Origin of the sequence: Microbacterium arborescens, assembly GCF_030369635.1 — a bacterium.
In the GTDB taxonomy this organism is placed as follows: domain Bacteria; phylum Actinomycetota; class Actinomycetes; order Actinomycetales; family Microbacteriaceae; genus Microbacterium.
Genome location: NZ_CP128474.1, coordinates 275,934 through 294,978, shown reverse-complemented (window position 1 = coordinate 294,978; position 19,045 = coordinate 275,934). Strand labels below are relative to the sequence as shown.

18 protein-coding genes and 3 tRNA genes are annotated in these 19,045 nt (G+C 69.6%); 10 read left to right on the top strand and 11 right to left on the bottom strand.

The window, feature by feature from the left end:
* Positions 1-7 precede the first annotated feature (7 nt).
* The 3 genes from ftsH to tilS all read right to left on the bottom strand — a co-directional run bounded on the left by ftsH (position 8) and on the right by tilS (position 3,670).
* On the bottom strand, positions 8-2,023 hold the full coding sequence (ftsH, locus tag QUC20_RS01390; RefSeq protein WP_120263694.1) for an ATP-dependent zinc metalloprotease FtsH: 2,016 nt from the start codon (positions 2,021-2,023) through the stop codon (positions 8-10).
* Positions 2,024-2,107: 84 nt separating this feature from the next.
* Positions 2,108-2,659 carry a hypoxanthine phosphoribosyltransferase gene (gene hpt, locus QUC20_RS01385; protein ID WP_120263695.1) on the bottom strand — a complete coding sequence of 184 codons (552 nt, stop codon included), beginning with the start codon at positions 2,657-2,659 and terminating at the stop codon, positions 2,108-2,110.
* A 9-nt stretch (positions 2,660-2,668) separates the two neighbouring features.
* Positions 2,669-3,670, bottom strand: coding sequence for a tRNA lysidine(34) synthetase TilS (gene tilS / locus QUC20_RS01380; protein ID WP_289330705.1), 1,002 nt, complete (start codon positions 3,668-3,670; stop codon positions 2,669-2,671).
* 504 nt (positions 3,671-4,174) lie between these two features.
* On the opposite strand from tilS, the gene QUC20_RS01375 reads away from it, so the two are divergent.
* Positions 4,175-4,708, top strand: coding sequence for an inorganic diphosphatase (locus QUC20_RS01375; protein WP_120263697.1), 534 nt, complete (start codon positions 4,175-4,177; stop codon positions 4,706-4,708).
* 80 nt (positions 4,709-4,788) lie between these two features.
* Here QUC20_RS01375 and QUC20_RS01370 read toward each other — a convergent pair whose 3' ends face one another.
* Positions 4,789-6,213 (bottom strand): M23 family metallopeptidase, encoded by a 1,425-nt coding sequence (locus QUC20_RS01370; protein WP_289330704.1) that lies wholly within the window; start codon positions 6,211-6,213, stop codon positions 4,789-4,791.
* A gap of 228 nt (positions 6,214-6,441) precedes the next feature.
* On the opposite strand from QUC20_RS01370, the gene QUC20_RS01365 reads away from it, so the two are divergent.
* From QUC20_RS01365 to QUC20_RS01350, 4 genes are all read left to right on the top strand, one after another.
* Positions 6,442-6,514 (top strand) — tRNA-Glu (locus QUC20_RS01365).
* Positions 6,515-6,535: 21 nt separating this feature from the next.
* Positions 6,536-6,609: transfer RNA gene (locus QUC20_RS01360), tRNA-Asp, on the top strand.
* Between the two features lie 70 nt (positions 6,610-6,679).
* A tRNA-Phe gene (locus QUC20_RS01355) sits at positions 6,680-6,752 on the top strand.
* A gap of 122 nt (positions 6,753-6,874) precedes the next feature.
* A complete protein-coding gene (locus QUC20_RS01350; RefSeq protein WP_120263699.1) occupies positions 6,875-7,126 on the top strand; it encodes a hypothetical protein in 252 nt (83 codons plus the stop codon).
* Between the two features lie 36 nt (positions 7,127-7,162).
* Here the strand turns inward: QUC20_RS01350 and QUC20_RS01345 are convergent, their stop codons facing one another.
* Positions 7,163-7,621 (bottom strand): winged helix-turn-helix transcriptional regulator, encoded by a 459-nt coding sequence (locus tag QUC20_RS01345; RefSeq protein ID WP_289330703.1) that lies wholly within the window; start codon positions 7,619-7,621, stop codon positions 7,163-7,165.
* A gap of 87 nt (positions 7,622-7,708) precedes the next feature.
* Here QUC20_RS01345 and QUC20_RS01340 point away from each other — a divergent pair, with 87 nt between their 5' ends.
* Positions 7,709-8,899, top strand: coding sequence for an MFS transporter (locus QUC20_RS01340; RefSeq protein ID WP_289330702.1), 1,191 nt, complete (start codon positions 7,709-7,711; stop codon positions 8,897-8,899).
* A gap of 33 nt (positions 8,900-8,932) precedes the next feature.
* Here QUC20_RS01340 and QUC20_RS01335 read toward each other — a convergent pair whose 3' ends face one another.
* The 4 genes from QUC20_RS01335 to QUC20_RS01320 all read right to left on the bottom strand — a co-directional run bounded on the left by QUC20_RS01335 (position 8,933) and on the right by QUC20_RS01320 (position 11,114).
* Complete coding sequence (locus tag QUC20_RS01335; protein WP_289330701.1) at positions 8,933-9,628, bottom strand: SOS response-associated peptidase; 696 nt, start codon at positions 9,626-9,628, stop codon at positions 8,933-8,935.
* Positions 9,629-9,703: 75 nt separating this feature from the next.
* Positions 9,704-9,841, bottom strand: a complete 138-nt coding sequence (locus tag QUC20_RS01330) for a hypothetical protein (protein ID WP_259455277.1) — start codon at positions 9,839-9,841, stop codon at positions 9,704-9,706.
* 62 nt (positions 9,842-9,903) lie between these two features.
* Positions 9,904-10,179 carry a hypothetical protein gene (locus QUC20_RS01325; protein WP_120263704.1) on the bottom strand — a complete coding sequence of 92 codons (276 nt, stop codon included), beginning with the start codon at positions 10,177-10,179 and terminating at the stop codon, positions 9,904-9,906.
* A gap of 44 nt (positions 10,180-10,223) precedes the next feature.
* A complete protein-coding gene (locus QUC20_RS01320) occupies positions 10,224-11,114 on the bottom strand; it encodes a DUF72 domain-containing protein (protein WP_491714051.1) in 891 nt (296 codons plus the stop codon).
* Positions 11,115-11,243: 129 nt separating this feature from the next.
* Here QUC20_RS01320 and QUC20_RS01315 point away from each other — a divergent pair, with 129 nt between their 5' ends.
* The 4 genes from QUC20_RS01315 to QUC20_RS01300 all read left to right on the top strand — a co-directional run bounded on the left by QUC20_RS01315 (position 11,244) and on the right by QUC20_RS01300 (position 16,322).
* Positions 11,244-12,401 carry a polysaccharide deacetylase family protein gene (locus QUC20_RS01315; RefSeq protein WP_289330699.1) on the top strand — a complete coding sequence of 386 codons (1,158 nt, stop codon included), beginning with the start codon at positions 11,244-11,246 and terminating at the stop codon, positions 12,399-12,401.
* A 95-nt stretch (positions 12,402-12,496) separates the two neighbouring features.
* Positions 12,497-13,624, top strand: coding sequence for a glycosyltransferase (locus QUC20_RS01310; protein WP_120263707.1), 1,128 nt, complete (start codon positions 12,497-12,499; stop codon positions 13,622-13,624).
* 135 nt (positions 13,625-13,759) lie between these two features.
* Positions 13,760-14,020 carry a glutaredoxin family protein gene (locus QUC20_RS01305; RefSeq protein ID WP_120263708.1) on the top strand — a complete coding sequence of 87 codons (261 nt, stop codon included), beginning with the start codon at positions 13,760-13,762 and terminating at the stop codon, positions 14,018-14,020.
* A 691-nt stretch (positions 14,021-14,711) separates the two neighbouring features.
* Positions 14,712-16,322, top strand: coding sequence for a DEAD/DEAH box helicase (locus tag QUC20_RS01300; protein ID WP_289330698.1), 1,611 nt, complete (start codon positions 14,712-14,714; stop codon positions 16,320-16,322).
* 342 nt (positions 16,323-16,664) lie between these two features.
* Here QUC20_RS01300 and QUC20_RS01295 read toward each other — a convergent pair whose 3' ends face one another.
* Positions 16,665-17,786 (bottom strand): adenosine deaminase family protein, encoded by a 1,122-nt coding sequence (locus QUC20_RS01295; RefSeq protein WP_289330697.1) that lies wholly within the window; start codon positions 17,784-17,786, stop codon positions 16,665-16,667.
* A 98-nt stretch (positions 17,787-17,884) separates the two neighbouring features.
* Positions 17,885-18,967 carry an extracellular solute-binding protein gene (locus QUC20_RS01290; RefSeq protein ID WP_120263709.1) on the bottom strand — a complete coding sequence of 361 codons (1,083 nt, stop codon included), beginning with the start codon at positions 18,965-18,967 and terminating at the stop codon, positions 17,885-17,887.
* Positions 18,968-19,045: the final 78 nt, after the last annotated feature.

Below are 19,045 nucleotides of genomic sequence, written 5' to 3'. Positions count from 1 at the left end.
CCCGAGCCTACGCGGTCGCGGGTCGCGCCTGCCCCGAGGGGCGACGGTGCGGGGCACGCTCGGCGGCGGTCTCGGTCTCCGTCTCGGCGACGGCGGATGCCGCCAGCCCGGCCTCTTCGCGACGCTTGGGAACGTCGATCGGGGGCAGGGTCGACACCGGACGATCCTGGCTCGAGAGCCACTGCGGGCGCGGCGGGAGCTTCTTGATGTCCTTGAAGATCTCGGCGAGCTGCAGGTGGTCGAGGGTCTCCTCTTCGAGGAGGGCGAGAGCGAGCTTGTCGAGGACGTCGCGATTGGCGTTGATGACCTCGTACGCCTCGTTGTGCGCCTGCTCGATCAACAGCCGCACCTCGGCGTCGACCCGCTCGGCGATGCGCTCGGAGAAGTCGCGGCCATGACCCATGTCGCGGCCCATGAACACCTCACCCGACGACGACCCGAGCTTGACGGGGCCGACCTCGGTCGTCATCCCGTACTCGGTGACCATCTTGCGGGCGATGCCCGTCGCCTTCTCGATGTCGTTCGAGGCCCCCGTCGTGGGGTCGTGGAACACGACCTCCTCGGCGACGCGCCCGCCCATCGCGTAGGTGAGCTGATCCTGGAGCTCGTTGCGGGTCACGGAGTACTTGTCTTCGAGCGGCAGCACCATCGTGTAGCCGAGCGCCTTGCCGCGCGGGAGGATCGTGACCTTCGTGACCGGGTCGGAGTGGTTCATCGCCGCCGCAGCGAGGGCGTGACCGCCCTCGTGATAGGCCGTGATGAGCTTCTCCTTGTCCTTCATGACGCGCGTGCGACGCTGCGGACCGGCGATGACGCGGTCGATCGCCTCGTCGAGGGCGCGCATGTCGATCAGCTGCGCGTTCGAGCGCGCGGTCAGGAGCGCCGCCTCGTTCAGCACGTTCGCGAGGTCGGCACCGGTGAAGCCCGGGGTCTTGCGAGCGATGACGGCCAGGTCGACCGAGGGAGACAGCGGCTTGCCGCGGCCGTGCACCTCGAGGATCTTCTGACGGCCCTTGAGGTCGGGGGCGTCGACGCCGATCTGACGGTCGAAGCGACCCGGACGCAGCAGCGCGGGGTCGAGGATGTCGGGACGGTTGGTCGCCGCGATGACGAGCACCGAGACCTTCGGGTCGAAGCCGTCCATCTCGACGAGCATCTGGTTGAGCGTCTGCTCGCGCTCGTCGTGACCGCCGCCCATGCCGGCGCCGCGGTGGCGACCGACGGCGTCGATCTCGTCGATGAAGATGATGGCGGGTGAGTTCTCCTTCGCCTCCTTGAAGAGGTCGCGAACGCGGCTCGCGCCGACACCGACGAACATCTCCACGAAGTCCGAACCCGAGATCGAGTAGAACGGCACACCGGCCTCGCCCGCGACGGCGCGTGCGAGGAGCGTCTTACCGGTTCCGGGAGGGCCGTACAGCAGCACACCCTTCGGGATGCGGGCGCCGACGGCCTGGAACTTCGTCGGGTCCTTCAGGAAGTCCTTGATCTCCTGCATCTCCTCGATGGCCTCGTCGGAGCCGGCCACATCGCCGAAGGTGACCGTCGGGGTCTCCTTCGTGACGAGCTTCGCCTTCGACTTGCCGAACTGCATGACGCGGCTGCCGCCGCCTTGCGCGCTCGACATCAGGAACCAGAAGAGCAGGCCCAGCAGCACCAGCGGCAGCATGAGCGAGAGGAATCCGTCGAACCACGTGGCCCGCGGCACGACGTCGTTGTACCCGTCGGCGGGGTTCGCCGCGTCGACGGCCGAGACGACCTCGTCGGCGCGCGCGGAGGTGTAGTAGAACTGCACCTGCTTCGAGCCCTCGAAGTCGTCGGAGAGCGTCAGATCGACGCGCTGATCGCCGTCCGTGGTCTGCACCTTCGTGACGGTGTCGCCCTTGAGCAGCTCGAAGCCCTGCTGGGTCGTGATCTGCTTCGCGCCGGTGAGGCTGGAGATCAGCATGAAGCCGATCAGCAGCAGCGCGCCGATGAGCAACACGTACATCAGCGGGTTGCGCGTGACTTTCTTGACGTCCATGGTGCGATCAGGCTACCCCGCGCCGACTATGCGGGCTCTGTGCGTTCGTTTTGGGCGTACCGGGAGCCGCCACGCGAAGCCCGCTCAGCTGTATACGTGCGGCGCGAGGACCGCGACATCCCGCAGGTTTCGGTACTTCTCGGCGTAGTCGAGGCCGTAGCCCACGACGAAGTCGTTCGGGATGTCGAAGCCGACATAGCGGCAGTCGATCTCGACCTTCGCGGCTTCGGGCTTGCGCAGGAGCGCCAGCACCTCGAGCGACTCGGCGCCGCGCGACTGAAAGTTCTCGAGCAGCCAGCTGAGGGTGAGGCCCGAGTCGATGATGTCCTCGACGATCAGCACGTGCTTGCCGTGCAGGTCGGCGTCGAGGTCCTTGCGGATCTGCACGACACCGCTCGACTTCGTGCTCGCGCCGTACGACGACACCGCCATCCAGTCCATCGTGATGTCGCGCTTGAGCGCGCGGGCGAAGTCGGCCATGACCATCACGGCGCCCTTGAGGACCCCGACGAGGATGAGCTCCTTACCCTCGTAGTCGGCCTCGACCCGGGCGGCGAGCTCGGCGAGCTTGGCCTGGATCTCCTCCTCCGTGACGAGGACGTCGGTGAGCTGGTCGGCGATCTCGGCAGCACGCATGCGACGAGTTTAGGCGCCGCTCCCGCCCGCCGAGAACTCGATGAGCCGGCCGACGCGGCGGGCGCGGCATCCGGGAACGTCGATCGGTCCCTGACCGGAGTAGTCGGTGACGAGCCGGGCGACCTCGAGGGTCTGGCTGCGCGTGAGGCTCTCGTGGAACTCGCTCTGCACGACGAGCCGGATGATGCGGTGGCGCAGCGCCGGAGGATTGGCGGCGAGCGCGGCGACCGAGATCGCGATGCCCGCCTCGGCCGGCTCGACGATGTCTTCGATCGTCTCGGCGATCATGTCGTCGAACGCCTGCGCGTCCTCACGCAGCTGCTCGGCCGTGCGGGCCAGCGCCTCGGCCACGCCCGGGCCGAGCTCTGCTTCGAGAAGCGGCAGCACCCGCTCGCGGACCCGCACCCGCCGGAAGCGGTCGTCGTAGTTGTGAGGGTCGAGCCACGGGTCGAGCCCGGCCGCCGCGCATGCGGCGAGCGTGGTCTCGCGGCGCACCCCCAGCAGCGGCCGAAGCCAGCGCACGCCGGAATCGTCGTCGGCGCGGTCGGGCGCCATGCCCGCGAGACTCGTCGCCCCGGCGCCGCGCGCCAGCCCGAGCAGCACCGTCTCGGCCTGATCATCGAGGGTGTGACCGAGCAGCACGGCGGCGGCGTTCGCGTCGCGCGCGGCATCCCGCAGCACGCCGTAGCGCGCCTCGCGGGCCGCGGCCTCCGGGCCTCCCGCGGTGCCGACCTCGACGCGCACGACCAGCGGATCGAGTCCGAGGCCCGCGGCGGCGCGCGCGGCCGTGAGAGCCACCTCGTCGGAGCCGGGCTGCAACCCGTGGTCGACCGTGAGCGAGGCGGCGCGCAAACTGAGCTTCGGGGCCTCGAAGGCTGTTGCTGCGGCGAGGGCCAGCGAGTCGGGCCCGCCCGACAGCGCGACGATGACGGTGCTCCCGGAAGGCAATGCCGACAGTGACGCCCGCACGGCACGACGGACCTCGGCGATGGCGGGGCTCAGCGACGGCACGCCCCTACGGTAGCCGGGCTCGTGCCGATGGCGGGCTCGGGCGGGGGTCGGGGTCGTGCCGGGGTCGTGCCGGGGTCGGGGTCGTGCCGTCAACAGGCTGAGCACGTTGCGCGGCCCGCCCGGCAGCCTCAACCCGTCGCTGAGCCTGCGGACGGCGCGGCCGGCGGCACGGGCCCGGCCTCGGGGCGGTGGCGGGCTCGTGCGAGGGCCGAGGTCGTGCGAGGCCGGGGTCGGGGTCGTGCCGTCAACAGGCTGAGCACGTTGCGCGGCCCGCCCGGCAGCCTCAACCCGTCGCTAAGCCTGCGGACAGCGCAGCGAGCGTGGGGTGCGGGCACCGGCCGGACACTGACCGTCATCCGCTGGGCTCGTGCCGTCGACAGGCTGAGAGCCTGCGGCAACGCCGCCGCAGGCGCAAAATCCGGGCTGAGCCTGTATACGGCACGGCGGGCGCCGCGAAGTAGGCTGGACGGCGGCATCCCACCGTCATATCGAAGGAGCACACGTATGGGCGCGTACGACGCCGTCATCGAGATCCCCCGCGGCAGCCGCGTGAAGTACGAAGTCGACCACGGCACCGGCCGGGTCTTCCTCGACCGCGTGCTGTTCACGCCGATGGGATACCCCAGCAACTACGGCTTCTTCGAGAACACCCTCGGCGAAGACGGCGACCCGCTCGACGTGCTCGTGCTGCTCGACCGCGACATCTACCCCGGCGTGCTGGCGAAGGTCCGCCCCGTCGCCGTGCTGAAGATGAGCGACGAGGCCGGCGGCGACGACAAGGTCGTGGCCGTGCTGGCGAAAGACCCGCGGTGGGCCCACATCCAGGATGTCGGCGACATCGACGACTGGACCAAGAACGAGATCGGCCACTTCTTCGAGCACTACAAGGACCTCGAGCCCAACAAGTGGGTCAAGGTCGACGAGTGGGCCGGCGCCGCCGAGGCCGAGCGTCTCGTCTCCGAGGCGTTCGAGCGCTTCGAGGAGCACGAGGGCCAGACCAAGACGCAGGGTGAGGGCGAAGCGCCCAACTCGCTCTGAGTCTCAGACGAACGGAAGGAGGGGCGGATGCTGCAGCATCCGCCCCTCCTTCGTTGTTCCGGGCTCGTGAGCGCTGAAGCTCAGACCGAGATGCCGCGATCGCGAAGGAACGGCGCGGGATCGATGCGCTCACCGTTGCGGTAGATCTCGAAGTGCAGGTGGCAGCCCTGCGAGATGCCGGTGTTGCCGGCGTAGGCGATGACCTGTCCGGCCGAGACGCGCTGTCCGTATCCGACGTTGAAGCCGCCGTTCTGGATGTGCGCGTAACCGGAGATGATGCCGCCGCCGTGGTCGACCTTGATGTAGTTGCCCCAGCTGTTCGTGTAGGCCGCGAAGACGACGGTTCCGGATGCCGCGGCATAGATCGGGGCGCTGCATCCGCCGGCGAAGTCGATGCCGCGGTGCCCGCTGGTGCACACACCGCCGGAGCAGATGGTGCCGCGGTTGCCGTACCAGGAGCTGATGTAGCCGGGACCGGGGCGTACCCAGCCGGAGGGCTGAACCTGCCCGGCGCCGCCCCCACCGCCGCCGCCGCCGCCCCCACCGCCGCCACCGCCACTGTTGCCAGCGGCGGCTGCCGCGGCTGCGGCTTCCTGACGACGACGCTCTTCCTCGGCGGCACGACGGGCCGCCTCTTCGCGCTCACGGCGACGACGCTCCTCGTCGCGACGGCGCTGCTCTTCGACTCCGGCCTGGTAACCCGCGACAGTCGTGGCCGTCTCGTCCTTGAGGGCGGCGAGCTGCGCCTCGAGGGTCGCCATGTTCGCGGTCTGCTCTTCGAGGGCCGCCTGAGCGGCCGTCGCGGCTTCCTGCGCCGCGATCATCTTCTGCTCGGCTTCGACCTTCAGACGGTCGCGCTCGTCGCGGGCCACACCAGCCTGATCGCTCAGGCTCTGGGCGGTCTCGCGGGCGGTGACGGCATCCGTGTAGACGCCGCGGTTAGCCTGCAGCAGCTTGTCCATCGTGCCGAGACGAGCCAGCAGGTCGTCGGCGCTCGCAGCGGAATCGGAGAAGAAGAGCTTCAGGCTCGTGTCATCGCCGCCGTTGCGGTACAGCTGAGCGGCGAGCTTGCCGGCGCGGCGTGCGGCCTCGAGAGCCGCGGCGGACTGCGCGTCGGCCTGATCCTGCAGCGAGGTGGCGCGGGCGCTAGCGTCTTCGAACGCTGCCTGGGCCTGCGCGTACTCTTCGCCCAGACGAGCCGCCTCGGCCTGCTTGTACGCGACATCCGCGGCCAGGTCGGCGATCAGCTTCTCGATGCGCGAGATCTCCGCGGCCTTCGCGGCCTCGTTGCCCTTCGCGCGCTGCACGTCGTCCCACGACGGGTAGCCCTCGATACCGAAAGCGGACGGGATGCCGGGAGCGAGGAACGCCGTCGCTGCGACGAAGCCGACGGCGCCGAGGCCGAGGGCGCCGCGGCGCGAGATCAGCTGGGAGAGCTTCTTGCTCTCTGCGGGCGTCGGGGCGCAGCCGCAGTCTTCAGGGGAGTCGAGGCTCTCGTATCGCACGCGGGTGATCCTCCATATCGCGTGAGCAACTTCGTTCACAGTAGCAACACACGTCACATCACCGGAAGCATCGTCGACGACGTCCGGGGCGTGCGAACCCCGCCATTGTGACCCGGAGACACGCCCGGGCGGCGGACGCCACGCCTCCGATTCGCACATCGGCGTCGGATCGCATATGCTTGTCCCTCGGTAAGCGTGAACGTTTGACTCCCGGGTCTGGGTTCGCTCGGCCCCATCGTTTAGCGGCCTAGGACGCCGCCCTTTCACGGCGGTAGCACGGGTTCGAATCCCGTTGGGGTCACTCCCACAACTTAATAAGCATGGCCCTGTAGCGCAGTTGGTTAGCGTGCCGCCCTGTCACGGCGGAGGTCGCGGGTTCAAGTCCCGTCAGGGTCGCTCTAAAGCGACGGGCCCTTTGGTTTCCAGAGGGCCTTTCGTCTAGGACATGGCATCTCTGACGCCATGCGGCTCTGTAGCTCAGTTGGTAGAGCGCACGACTGAAAATCGTGAGGTCACGGGATCGACGCCCGTCGGAGCCACACGGACCGTCGTTACAACGGTCCCAGAAACCCTCGCCTAGCTTCTACATGGCGGGGGTTTTGCTTTGCCCCGACACCGACGCGCTCCGCTGATCGGCCGTGCGGGGCCCTATGGTCTAGGCATGAACGCGTCTCCGCGACCGCAGAGCCCCCGCACGAAGCGGCTGCGCCGGTGGGCGGTGGCATTGGCGGCATTCAGCGCAGCAGCGTTCATCGCGTCGATCGTCTTCGCGGGTCTGCTACCGGATGCCCCGGCACTGGTCTACCCGGCATTGCACTTCGTCGGGCTCGCGACCGCACTCGCCGGATACCTCCTGTGGCAGCGGTCGGACCCCGCGTACGACTTCAGTCACGAGCCGACACCCGACGAGTGACGCCGCCGGACCCGCGCCGACGAGGTCCCGCTCCCCTCAACTCGCCCCAACGGGGCGAACGACAGCCGTCGAGTCGGCGTTGACGGCACGCCCATCCGAGTCCACCGGCCTCATTTCTGCGAGCACATGCCCGTCCGCATCGACGAGGACTGAGCGCGGCTCGCCATCCTCGAACACGTGACGCTCGCCCCACTGCCGGAGCGCGACGATCACCGTGAAGAAGTCGCGCCCCGCTTCGGTGAGGACGTAGTGCTGGCGGCGACCGGATGCCGCAGCCTCACGCCTCAACAGCCCGCGATCGACGAGGCGCCGCAGCCTCTCCGTGAGGATGTTGCGCGCAACGCCGGTGCGCTGCTGGAAGTCGGTGAACGACCGGGCGCCGTCCATCGCGTCGCGGATGATCAGCAGGCTCCACCGGTCGCCGACAAGGTCGATCGTCCGAGCGACCGGGCACGTCGAGTCGGTCCAGGTCACGTCCTCGATATCTCCGACCATTCGCTCGACCCCTCCCATTGAGTTGCGAACTGCAACCATTCTGCCATACTGCGATGAGTTGCAAATGACTACCATTGGAGAGGGCTCGTGAGCGGGATTCGTACGGCGAGGATGCTGCTCGCGACGGTGTGCGCGGTCGCTGTGTCGACGATCTACGCCGCCCAGCCGATGCTCGCGCACATCGGCCGAGACGTCGGCATCGCGACATCCGAGTGGGGATGGGTGATCGCTGCCGGGCAGGTCGGCTACCTCATCGGGCTGATCGGCCTCGTGCCCCTCGGTGACGTGATCGATCGGCGGCGGCTCATCGCGCTCCACCTCGTTCTCTGCGCCGCCGGCACCCTGGTCACGGCGTCGGCCACCGGAGCCGCGCTCCTGGTCGCCGGCCTCGCCGCGACAGGACTCTTCGCCGTCGTCGTGCAGACAGCCGTCGCCTTCGCCGCGGATCTCTCCGCTCCCGCCGAACGCGGCCGGTCGCTCGGTGTCGTCACCTCCGGGGTGGTGGTGGGAATTCTCGGCGCCCGCGTCGTGGCCGGGGTCCTGACCGATCTCTGGGGCTGGCGGGCCGTCTACCTCGCGCTCGCAGCGATGCTCGTCGCGCTCGCGGTCGCCGTCCTCACCCGGTTACCGGCGGAAGCGCGAATGAGTCGCAGAACCTACGGTGCCGTGATCGGCTCGCTCGTCCGCATGTTCGCTGTACCGTTCTTCGTCTCACGTGGTGTGATCGCGTTCTTCCTCTTCGCGTCGTTCGGCACGCTCTGGAGCGGACTCGCCCTGCCCCTGGAGGCCGGACCCTGGCATCTGGACGCCACGCAGGTCGGGCTGTTCGGCATCGCCGGGCTGGCCGGCGCGCTCGGGGCAGCCCGGGCCGGCTGGTGGGCGGACAACGGCCGAGCGAGCCGCGTTACCGGGGCGGCGCTTGTCGTCCTGGCACTGTCGTGGATCGCGGCCGGTCAGGCCACATGGTCGATCTGGCTCGTGATCATCGGCGTCATCTTTCTGGACTTCGCCGTCCAGGCGGTTCACGTCAGCAACCAGTCGCTACTCACCGAGGCCTTCCCCGAACGGACCAGCAGCGCGATCGGTGGCTACATGGTTTTCTACTCGCTCGGATCCGTCCTGGGCGCGACCGCTACGACCGCCGTCTATGCGGCGGCGGGCTGGGCGGGATGTGCGGTACTCGGCGCAAGCTTCGCGCTCTGCGGGCTGCTCACCTGGGCGCTCAGCCGGCCCATGGCGGAGCGGCCGGCGAAGCTCGATGCGCTACCCGCAACCTGACGACGAGCGCTCGATGCCCTCACGAAGGACCGGCTAGGCCACCGGGTCGAGCAGCGTCGGGTCGGCGGGATCGACCGTGCGGGAGTTGCTGACCTTGCGGTCGACGACGTGCTCGCGGATCGTCGAGGCGACCTGAGCGGACGTGTGCTCGAGCATCGCCAGCGTCTCCGCCTTGCGGTCACCGGTGAGCTTCTCGGGCGTCAGCCAGGCATCCCAGGTGTCGGGCGTCAGGAAAGCCGGCATCCGGTCGTGCACCTGTCCGCTCGAATCCCGCGCCTCGCGGGTGATGACGACGAAGCACCGCGTTCTCTCGCCGGTCGGCAGTTCCATCGACCACGTGAGCCCGGCCGCCGAGAGCAAGCCCTCACCGTGGAGGAAGTGCGGGGTCTTCGGCGTCTTGTCGCCGGTCCACTCGAAGTAGCCCCGCATCGGAACGATGCAGCGAGCTGCGCTGAACGCCGGCGCCCAGAATCCTTGAGCCAGCTTCTCCATCCGCGCGTTGATGATCGGACCGCCCCGCGGGCGATTCGCCGGCTTCTGCCAGTCCCAGCGGACGAGTTCCAGCACCCGCCCCTCGCCCCGGTCGCGGACGATCGGCGCGTCCTCGGTCGGCGCGATCGAGTAGGCGCCGGCCCAGGACTTCGCCCAGTCCTCGGGGTCGCCGCCCTCGGCGACGTACTCCCGGATCAGCTCGTCCGTCTTGGCGTCGTTCGCGAATCGCCCGCACATGTGAGTGACCCTACGGCGCGGGGTGACCGGCGTCGAGCAGATGCCTCCTCACCCGGGACGCTGAGGCGCCCGGGCTCAGGCCGGCTCGGTGACCCGAACGAGTCCGCAGTTCAGGCACGACCACGCCACGAGGAACGCTTCGTCGTCGAGGATCTCGAAGCGCAGCGGATCGCCGCAGGTCGGGCAGACCCACGGAGCCGGCTGCACGCTCACGCAGCATCCCGATCGGTCACCCGCCGAGCCTAAACGCCGCATCGCACCCGCGGGCGAAAGGGTCAGGTTCGGCCGAGCGTCTTCTCGAGCTTGCGCCTACGCCGGTGAAGCCGACCGAAGGCGAGCCCATGCTTCAGCTGCATCCTCCCCAGGTCTTGCAGCGACGGGAGGCCGCGGCTTGCGAGGGCGTCGTCGATGACCGACGGATCTTGACCGTCAAGCTGCTCGATCAGGGAATTCGCCTGCCGCACTTCCTCTGAGGACAGCGGGTGGTCGGCAATACCGCGAAGGACCTGGTCGAGCTCTCGCTCACGCTCGGCACGGGTCTTGCGGAACATCCGGTCACTCTAATTCACCGAAATGAGCGCGGTGATCTCGTACGTCAGCCACGCATGAACGCGGCATCGACCCGCTGCGCGAGCGCGACGGCGTCGTGCGGCGCCCTCCCCCGCGCGTCGTTGTCGAAGTACACCCACACGTCGCGCGGACGGCCGTCGGATGCCGCCGAGCCGTCTACCCATCCGCAGATGCGGTCCGCCCACTCGTCGAGCTCCGCGTCGGAGTACCCGCTCGCGTAGAGGTCGGTCGCGCCGTGCAGCCGGACGTACACGTGCCCGGCAGTCGTGACCTCCTCGAACCGGGGAAAGCGTCCAGCGGTGTCGGCCACGACGAGGGCGGTGTCGTGCGCACGCAGCAGCGCGAGCGCGGCATCCGAACCGAAACCGGCCGACCGGGGCTCGAGGGCGTGACGGATCGGACGGTCCTCCTCGATCTCGAGCCACGCCCGCCCGTCGAGGCGTTCGTCGTGCCGCTCGGCGAGCGCGAGCGCCTCGCCCGTCGTCCGCGGCAGAAGGGCGAGGAACTCCTCGAGCACGGCGGCGTCGAACTCCTCCCGCTCGGGCAGCTGCCAGAGCACCGGGCCGAGTTGCCGCCCGAGCGCGAGCACACCCGACGCGAAGAAGTTCGCCAGCGCCGTCTCGACTCCGCGCAGGCGCAGCATGTGCGTGACATAGCGCGAGCCCTTCACGGCGAAGACGAACGATTCGGGCACCTCGCTCCGCCACCGGTGATAGCTCGACGGGCGCTGCAGCGAATAGAAGGATCCGTTCAGCTCGGCCGTCGACATCCGCTCCCCCACGTACGCGAGCTCGCGCCGCTGGGCGAGTCCCGTGGGGTAGAAGTCGCCGCGCCATCCGGCGTACCGCCACCCGGAGATGCCGACGCGAACGCGGCCCGGATCCGCAGGGGCTGCAGCGCGTTCATGGTTCGGCAGTCTCCGCGCGTCAACGCAAGCGTGAAAGGGGGTTGCCCTCGCCGCGGCATCCGGAACATCGGCGCGTATCCGCACAGCCGCGCACCCTAGGATTCGACGGACGCACCGGGCACCACAGGGGGAGTAACGATGGCCGCAACGCGACGTTCGAACGCGCGGCGACAGCGCAAACGCCGGGTGATCGGTATCAGCGCGGCTCTCACCGGAGTCCTGCTCGTCGCCGCGGCCGGCGGCTGGTTCGCGGTCGACGCGATGCAGCGCGCGAGCATGCTCCCCGAGCCGGCGGTATCCGCGGGCACCCCCACCCCCGAAGCCGACACCCCGACGCCCGAACCGCTGACGCCGGCGGAACAGCTCATCGCCGATGCGAACGACCCGAACGCATGCGCCGTCTCGTTCACCGGCGACGCGATCGATATCGCCCCGGAGCTCGAGACGCAGGGGAAGCCCTACGCCTCGCTGCCGATCCCCGCGCGCGAGGGCATGGTGTTCGCCGGCTGGTACGACACAGCCGAGGATGCCGCGGCGCTGGCGATCCCGGGTCGGCTCAACGGCGCGGATGCCGTCACCTGCGACGGCCAGCAGCGCACGGTGCACGCCGCGTGGATGAGCGCGGCCGACAACGCCGCCGCGAAGACGCGCATCCCGATCCTGATGTACCACCAGTTCACGACGAAGCCGGAGGGCGAGTCGGGCTGGCTCCGCGGCAACTACGCCTATGTCGGCGACTGGGAATCACACCTGAAGTACATCTCCGAGCAGCAGTTCTACCTGCCCACCTGGCCGGAGCTGAGCGCGTTCATCGACGGCGAGCTCTTCCTCCCCGATCACTCGGTCATCATCACCGACGACGACGCCGACCCGTCGTGGCTCGAGCTCGCCGTGCCACTGGTGGAGAAGTACCGCGTGATGACGACATCCTTCGTCATCACGATCAACGGCGCCGGACCCGACCTGCCGCCGTACGTGCTCAAGCGCTCGCACACGCACGACATGCACTCCGCGGGAGCCGACGGGCGCGGACGCATCGTGAACTGGACGCACGACGAGATCGTCACCGATCTGGAGACCTCCGCGAGCGTGCTCGGCGGCACGAAAGAGGTGATCGCGTACCCGTTCGGCCACTACAACGACGCCGCGAAGCAGGCGGTCGCCGACGCGGGCTTCGAGATGGCACGCACGATCGAGCCCGGCTACGTCTCGATCGGAAGCGACAAGCTGGCCCTGCCCGTCGTCCGCGTCAACTACGGCATGACCGTGGGTGACATCAAGAAGTCCATCGGGTGAATCTCAGGAGATATCCAAAGGGTCAACCACTTGTACGCATATGAATCCTCAGTACTGTGTGAATTCCCCCGTCCGTTTTCACTTGCGAGCGTTCCATGGATCTGACGATCGTCGTCCCGACCTTCAACGAAGGCCCGAACGTGGTGGAGCTGCTCCGACGGATCGGTGACGCGGTCGACGACCGGATGATCGAGGTCGTCTTCGTCGACGACTCCACGGACGACACCCCCGCCATCATCGAGCGGGCGGCGAGAGCGGCCGACTTCCCGGTGCGACTGATCCACCGCGACGAGCCGGTCGCGGGACTCGGCGGGGCCGTGGTCGAAGGCATACGCGCCGCGAACTCGTCGTGGTGTCTCGTGATGGACGGCGATCTGCAGCATCCACCCGAGGACATCCCCCGGCTGCTCGCACGCGCCGACCGCGGAGACGTGGATGTCGTCGTCGCCTCGCGCTACATCGCCGGCGGCGACTCGAAGGGGCTGGCCGATGCGACGCGCACGACCGTCTCACGCGCGTCGACGCTGCTCACCAAGGCGATGTTCCCCCGCAAGCTCGGCGAATGCAGCGACCCGATGACCGGATTCTTCCTGGTCAACCGCGACACGATCGACGTCGACGCTCTGCGGCCGCGCGGTTTCAAGATCCTGCTCGAGATCCTGGCGCGCCGTCACATGCGGGTCGCCGAGGTGCCGTTCGCCTTCGCACCGCGTTACGCCGGTTCGTCGAAGGCGACCTTCACACAGGGCATCCGGTTCCTCACCCAGCTGCTGATGCTCCGCTTCGGACGGATGTCGGCGTTCGCCCTGGTCGGCGGCGTCGGCGCCATCGCGAACCTGGTGATCATGTGGGGTCTGATCCGGCTCGGAATGGACTACCTGCCGGCATCCATCATCGCGAGCGAGATCACGATCATCGGCAACTTCCTGTTGCTCGAATACCTCGTCTTCTCCGACATGCGGTCGGAATCCGGAAGCATGACGCAACGGTTCGTGAAATCGTTCGCGTTCAACAACGCCGAGGCCATCATCCGGATCCCGGTGCTCTGGATGCTCGTCGAGAACGCACACATCCCGAGCGTCATCGCTGCCGGCCTGACGCTCATCGCGGCGTTCGTGGTGCGCTTCGTCTTCCACGCGCTCGTCGTCTACGCACCCAAGAAGCAGCGCGTCGCAGCGGTGCTCGACGCGGCTCCCGAGCGCGCCCGAGCCGCCGAGTACTGAGGCGCGGGCTTCCGCGCCGAGAGCGCACCGCCTCGTCGAGAGTGCTCGGGAGGCGGTGCGTTTTCGCGTGATCGGTACGCACTGGGCGGGATCGGGGTCGGGCCCGGTCCTCCGTCGCGGACGTACGCTGGAGGTATGACCGCTTCCACCGACACGATCACGATGTTCGGCGCCGACTGGTGCCGCGACTGCCGCCGCACGAAGGCGCAGCTCGACGAGCTCGGCGTCGACTACACCTACATCGACCTCGAGGCGGAGCCGGCTGCAGCCGACGTCGCGCGCGAGATCTCGGGTCGCACCCAGATCCCCGTCGTGGTCTACCCCGACGCGACACACCACGTCGAGCCGAGCAACGACGACGTGGCAACGAAGCTGCGCGAGCTCTCGCTCATCTGACCTGGGCGCGTGCCGCGCGCGTGCTGCGTGGGCGGATGCAAGGGATCCGGGCCGACACCCCGTGACGGATGCCGCACCGGCGGCGTGTCGCAGCCGACCCCTTGCATCGCCGTGCGAACGACCGGGCACTGACCCCTGCGGAACGGGAACCTGTTTGGTGAGGTTCTGCTGGCACGAGACATCCGCCCCACCCCGCCCGCCCCGCGGGCACCCACGTACGCGGATGCAAGGGATCCGGGCCGACACCCCGTCACTGATGCCGTACCGGCGGGGTGTCGCAGCCGAACCCTTGCATCGCGGCTCCGGGCCAACGGCATCCGAGGGCTCGGAGACGTCGGGGAGGTTCCGAGCCTCCGACGCCGGGCAGCCTCGGGGCCGTGCGCGGATGCAAGGGATCCGGGCCGACACCCCGTCACTGATGCCGTACCGGCGGGGTGTCGAGGCTGAACCCTTGCATCGCGGCTCCAGCGGGCACGCGGTCGCCGCGAGGGGGCCGAACCGACCGCCGGGCCTGCACTGGTAGACTGGTAGAACTTGTGGCGCGCTCGCGCCGCACGCGTCGTAGAACGCCTTCCGCCCACCGGGTCACGACCGGCATCCCGCGGACTCTTTCGTACGGCGACCCCGCATGCGCACCCGCATCCGGGCCACCGATCAGGGCGCCGACGTGCGCCCGGAGACACACTCCCTCATGACTGACACCACTTTCCGCACGCTCGGCGTGCCCGCTCCCCTCGTCGAAGCCCTCGCGAAGGACGGCAAGACCACCGCCTTCCCGATCCAGGTCGACACCCTGCCCGACACCCTCGCCGGGCGCGACGTGCTCGGCCGCGGCAAGACCGGCTCGGGCAAGACCCTCGCCTTCTCGATCCCGATGGCCGCGCGCCTCGGCGGCGAGCTGGCCGGCGGCAGCCGCCGCGCCGCCCGCATCCTGGGCCTCGTCCTCGCCCCGACCCGGGAACTGGCGACGCAGATCAACGCGACCCTGGAGCCCCTCGCGGCTGCCTACGGCATGAAGACGACCACCATCTTCGGAGGCGTCAACCAGAACCGTCAGGTTCAGGCCCTCAACGCTGGCGTCGACATCGTCGTCGCCTGCCCCGGTCGCCTCGAAGACCTGCTGCAGCAGCGCCACCTGACCCTCGACTCCGTCGAGATCACCGTCATCGACGAGGCCGACCATATGGCCGACCTCGGCTTCCTCCCCGCTGTCACGCGCATCCTCGACAAGACGCCGCGCGACGGGCAGCGGATGCTGTTCAGCGCGACCCTCGACAACGGCGTGGACAAGCTCGTCAAGCGCTTCCTGCAGAACGAGGTGCTGCACTCGGTCGACGAGGCGCACTCCCCGGTCGCGGCGATGACGCACCACGTGTTCCACCTCGCCGGCGCCGAGGAGAAGAAGGATGTCGTCAAGGCGCTCGCCTCGGGCATGGGCCGCCGCATCCTCTTCACCCGCACCAAGCACGCGGCGAAGAAGCTCGCCAAGCAGCTGACCTCGCAGGGCATCCCCTCGGTGGACCTGCACGGCAACCTCTCGCAGCCGCAGCGCGACCGCAACCTGGCCGCGTTCTCGTCGGGCACCGCGAAGGTTCTCGTCGCGACGGATGTCGCCGCCCGCGGCGTACACGTCGACGACGTCGAGCTCGTCGTGCACGTCGACCCGCCCATGGAGCACAAGGCGTACCTGCACCGCTCAGGCCGCACCGCGCGCGCGGGCGCCGAGGGCGCCGTCGTCACTCTCGTGATGCCGGGCCAGGAGCGCGACGTCAAGGATCTGCTCCGCAAGGCCGCCATCGCCGTCACCCCGACCTCGGTCACCGCAGAGTCGCCCGAGGTCACCGCTCTCGTCGGCAAGGTCGCGCCCTACGTGACCCCCGCGCCGGTCGAGGTCGCGCCCCGTGGCACGAGCCAGGGCGCCAACGCCCAGCGCAAGCGCGCTGCACGCGATGCCCGCGAAGGCGGGTCGTCGAACGGCGGCGGTCGCTCCGGCGGTGGCAACGGCCGTGGCCGCGGCGGGCGCGGCCAGGGTCAGGGCCAGGGCGCTGCCGGTGGCCGCGACGGCCAGGGCGCACGCTCGGGCGGTCAGCGCGACGCGCAGCAGAGCCGCGGCGGGCAGCAGTCCGCGCGCGGCGGTCAGACCGCCGACCGCGCACCCCGCGAGACGCGCGACGCCGCCCCCGCGGGCAACCCGCGCCGCACCGGCCGTCGCGCGTCGTCGAACGGCGGTGCCGCGGGCGGCAAGCTCATGGTCGGCTCGGTCGTGCGCCAGAACAGCGCCGGCCGCCGCAGCGGTCGCTGACCCGCAGCATCCGCCTCGCCCCGGCATCCGCGAACGACTGAGCCGCCGCTGCTCGCTGGGGCCCACCGCCGAGAACGCACGCTCGCCGCGAAAACGCACCCTCACCCGTGCGTTCTCGCGGCGACGGCGCGTGCTCGGCGCGCGCAGGGTGCGAACTCGGCGTCGAGCGCGTCAATCTCGCGGTGACCTCGGCAAGGCGACAGGCCGCACCGCCCGGCGCGGGCCATCCCACCGAGAACGCACGCTCGCCGCGAGAACGCACCTTCAAACGTGCGTTCTCGCGGCGACGGTGCGTTCTCGGCGGGCGCGGCGGGCGCGGCGGGCGCGGCGCCCCAGCGGGCGTCAGACCGAGAGCGCGAACTCGGCGTCGAGAGCGTCGATCTCGCGGGTGACCTCGGCGACGCGACGGGCCCGATCCTCGGCGGGCAGCCACGACGCCTCGAACGATGAGATCGCCATCCGGCGGACCTGCTCGCGCGACGCACCGATCTGCTCCGTGACGATGCCGTACTCGGCGGCGAGGGTCGTGGGGAACATCCCGGGGTCGTCGGAGCACGGGATGACGTTGAGCCCGGCCTCGAGCATCGCGCCGATCGATGCGCGACGCCAGGGCCGCCACGAGCGGCGTGACGTGGTCGAGGCGACGGTGAACGCGACCTGCTCCTCGCGCATCCGCTCGACGACCGCGTCGTCCTCGAGCACGTAGTACCCGTGGTCGATGCGGTCGCAGCCGAGCAGATCGAGGCAGGTGATCGTGTTGACGGCGGTCGGGGCGTGCTCCGACGAATGCGCGGTGCGTCCGAGACCCGCCTCACCGGCCAGGCGGTACGCGTCGACGAAGCGCTCGGGCGGACCGGCGGTCTCGAGGTTGTCGAGGCCGATGCCCGCGACGTACGGGTGCGGGTTGTCGACGACCCGGCGGACGACCGCGAGGGCCTCCTCGCCACTGCGGCTGCGATCGATCCCCTGGATCATCAGCCCCGTCATGCCGAAATCCCTCTCAGCCATCCGGATGCCGTCGGCGTACGCCTCGACGGCGCCGAGATACCCGAGCGACTCGAGGTGCGGCGGCAGCGCATCGAAGAAGAGCTCGAGGTGGCGCGTACCGCTGCGGCGGTGGGCGTCCTCGAAGGCCTCGTAGACGATGCGGGTGAGGTCGTCGGCATCCCGGAGCACCTCGACCACCCAGTTCGACACCTGGAAGAGCGAGTACGACACCTCCGGCTCATCTGCACCGCGCTGCTGCGGAACGGGGATGCGCGTGTTCCGGTAGAGGGCCGGGTCGGGCGGCAGCGAGTTGATGTCGGCGAAGATGCGCTCGGGGTCGGCGGGCAGTTCGAGCGACTCGCGGTGCGCCAGCTCGGCGAACGTCGACGCGCGGACCGTGCCGATGAGGTGGCAGTGCAGGTCGGCCTTCGGCAGACGCTGCAGGTAGTCGACGGGGAGGGATGCTGCGGAAGTCATGGTGCCGTTCGTACTCGTGGAGCGGTGCGGTCGTGAAACCGCGAGAAGAGGCCCGGCCGCCGAGGATGGGGGGATGCTCGGCGGCCGGGCGGTCTGGATCAGCGCGAGGCGACCTCGCGCGCGAACCGCTCGACCCACTGCGCGCGGTTCGGGACGATCTCGGCGGGGTCGAGCGTCGCGTAGCCCGCGGCGATCGGGTCGGCGGCGATGTCACCGACCACCGCGGTGATCTCGGCGGGGATCGTCGCGTCGAGGGCGACGGGGAGGTCGCCGACGATCTCGGCCGATGCCGTCTGCGCCTCGACGGAGAGCAGGTAGTCGATGAACGCGTACGCGCCCTCGAGGTTCTTCGCTCCGCTGGGGATCATGGCACGGTTGGTCGCCATGTAGCGACCCTCGGCGGGCGCGGTCCACGCGACGGGCTCACCGGAGGCGATGAGCGTGGTCGCGAAGCCGCTCAGCGCATCGGCGGCGACGATCTCGCCCTGCGTGAGCAGGTTGGTGACCTCGGTCGACGACGAGTAGAACTGCAGGATGTTCGGGGCCCATCCGCCGATCGTCATGTAGGCGGTGTCGATGTCGTAGGGGCCGTCACCGAACGTCGACGCGACCCCCGAGACGGCGAGCTGCCCGGCCGTCACCGCGATGTCGGGGAAGGCGAGGCGTCCGCTGTAGGCGGAGTCGGCGTAGAGCGACCAGTCGGCGGCCTGCGCGGCATCCAGTTCGTCGGTGTTGTAGAGCGTGCCGTTGAGCTGGTAGCTGTAGGCGGGTCCGTCATAACCGTCCTCGACCGCGAAGTCGGCGATCTTCGCCAGGTTCGGGACGTCGGACTCGTCGAAGTCCTGGAACAGCCCCTGCTCCTGGCCGGATGCCGCGAAGGTGTCGGAGATCAGCATCACGTCGATCCCGGCGTCGCCACCGGCGAGCTGGAGCTGCGAGAGCCGGTCGGCGTTCGACCCGGTCTCGATCTCGACCGTGATGCCGGTCTTCTCGGTGAAGGGGTCGACGATCGCCTCCTGGAACTGCTCGACGCCGAACGGGAAGGCGCTGACGACGATCGAGTCGCTCGATCCCCCGTCGCCGGACTCTGCCGAACCGCCGGAGCAGCCGGTGACGACGAGAGCCGTGGCGGCGACGGCGGCGGATGCCGCGAGGACGCGGCTGGTGCGGGTGCGGATCATGCGGGTTCCTCTCGGAGGTCTGCGGGCGGGGCGCAGAGGTGCGGGGCTGGTGCTGGGGTGGGTGCGGGTGCTGGTGCG

Coding starts and splice junctions, on each gene's coding strand:
- QUC20_RS01300 (WP_289330698.1), top strand. CDS start 14,712: ATGACTGACACCACTTTCCGCACGCTCGGCGTGCCCGCTCCCCTCGTC.
- ftsH (WP_120263694.1), bottom strand. CDS start 2,023: ATGGACGTCAAGAAAGTCACGCGCAACCCGCTGATGTACGTGTTGCTC.
- QUC20_RS01315 (WP_289330699.1), top strand. CDS start 11,244: ATGGCCGCAACGCGACGTTCGAACGCGCGGCGACAGCGCAAACGCCGG.
- QUC20_RS01325 (WP_120263704.1), bottom strand. CDS start 10,179: ATGTTCCGCAAGACCCGTGCCGAGCGTGAGCGAGAGCTCGACCAGGTC.
- QUC20_RS01335 (WP_289330701.1), bottom strand. CDS start 9,628: ATGTGCGGGCGATTCGCGAACGACGCCAAGACGGACGAGCTGATCCGG.
- QUC20_RS01375 (WP_120263697.1), top strand. CDS start 4,175: ATGGGCGCGTACGACGCCGTCATCGAGATCCCCCGCGGCAGCCGCGTG.
- QUC20_RS01305 (WP_120263708.1), top strand. CDS start 13,760: ATGACCGCTTCCACCGACACGATCACGATGTTCGGCGCCGACTGGTGC.
- QUC20_RS01350 (WP_120263699.1), top strand. CDS start 6,875: ATGAACGCGTCTCCGCGACCGCAGAGCCCCCGCACGAAGCGGCTGCGC.
- QUC20_RS01290 (WP_120263709.1), bottom strand. CDS start 18,967: ATGATCCGCACCCGCACCAGCCGCGTCCTCGCGGCATCCGCCGCCGTC.
- hpt (WP_120263695.1), bottom strand. CDS start 2,659: ATGCGTGCTGCCGAGATCGCCGACCAGCTCACCGACGTCCTCGTCACG.
- QUC20_RS01295 (WP_289330697.1), bottom strand. CDS start 17,786: ATGACTTCCGCAGCATCCCTCCCCGTCGACTACCTGCAGCGTCTGCCG.
- QUC20_RS01345 (WP_289330703.1), bottom strand. CDS start 7,621: ATGGTCGGAGATATCGAGGACGTGACCTGGACCGACTCGACGTGCCCG.
- QUC20_RS01310 (WP_120263707.1), top strand. CDS start 12,497: ATGGATCTGACGATCGTCGTCCCGACCTTCAACGAAGGCCCGAACGTG.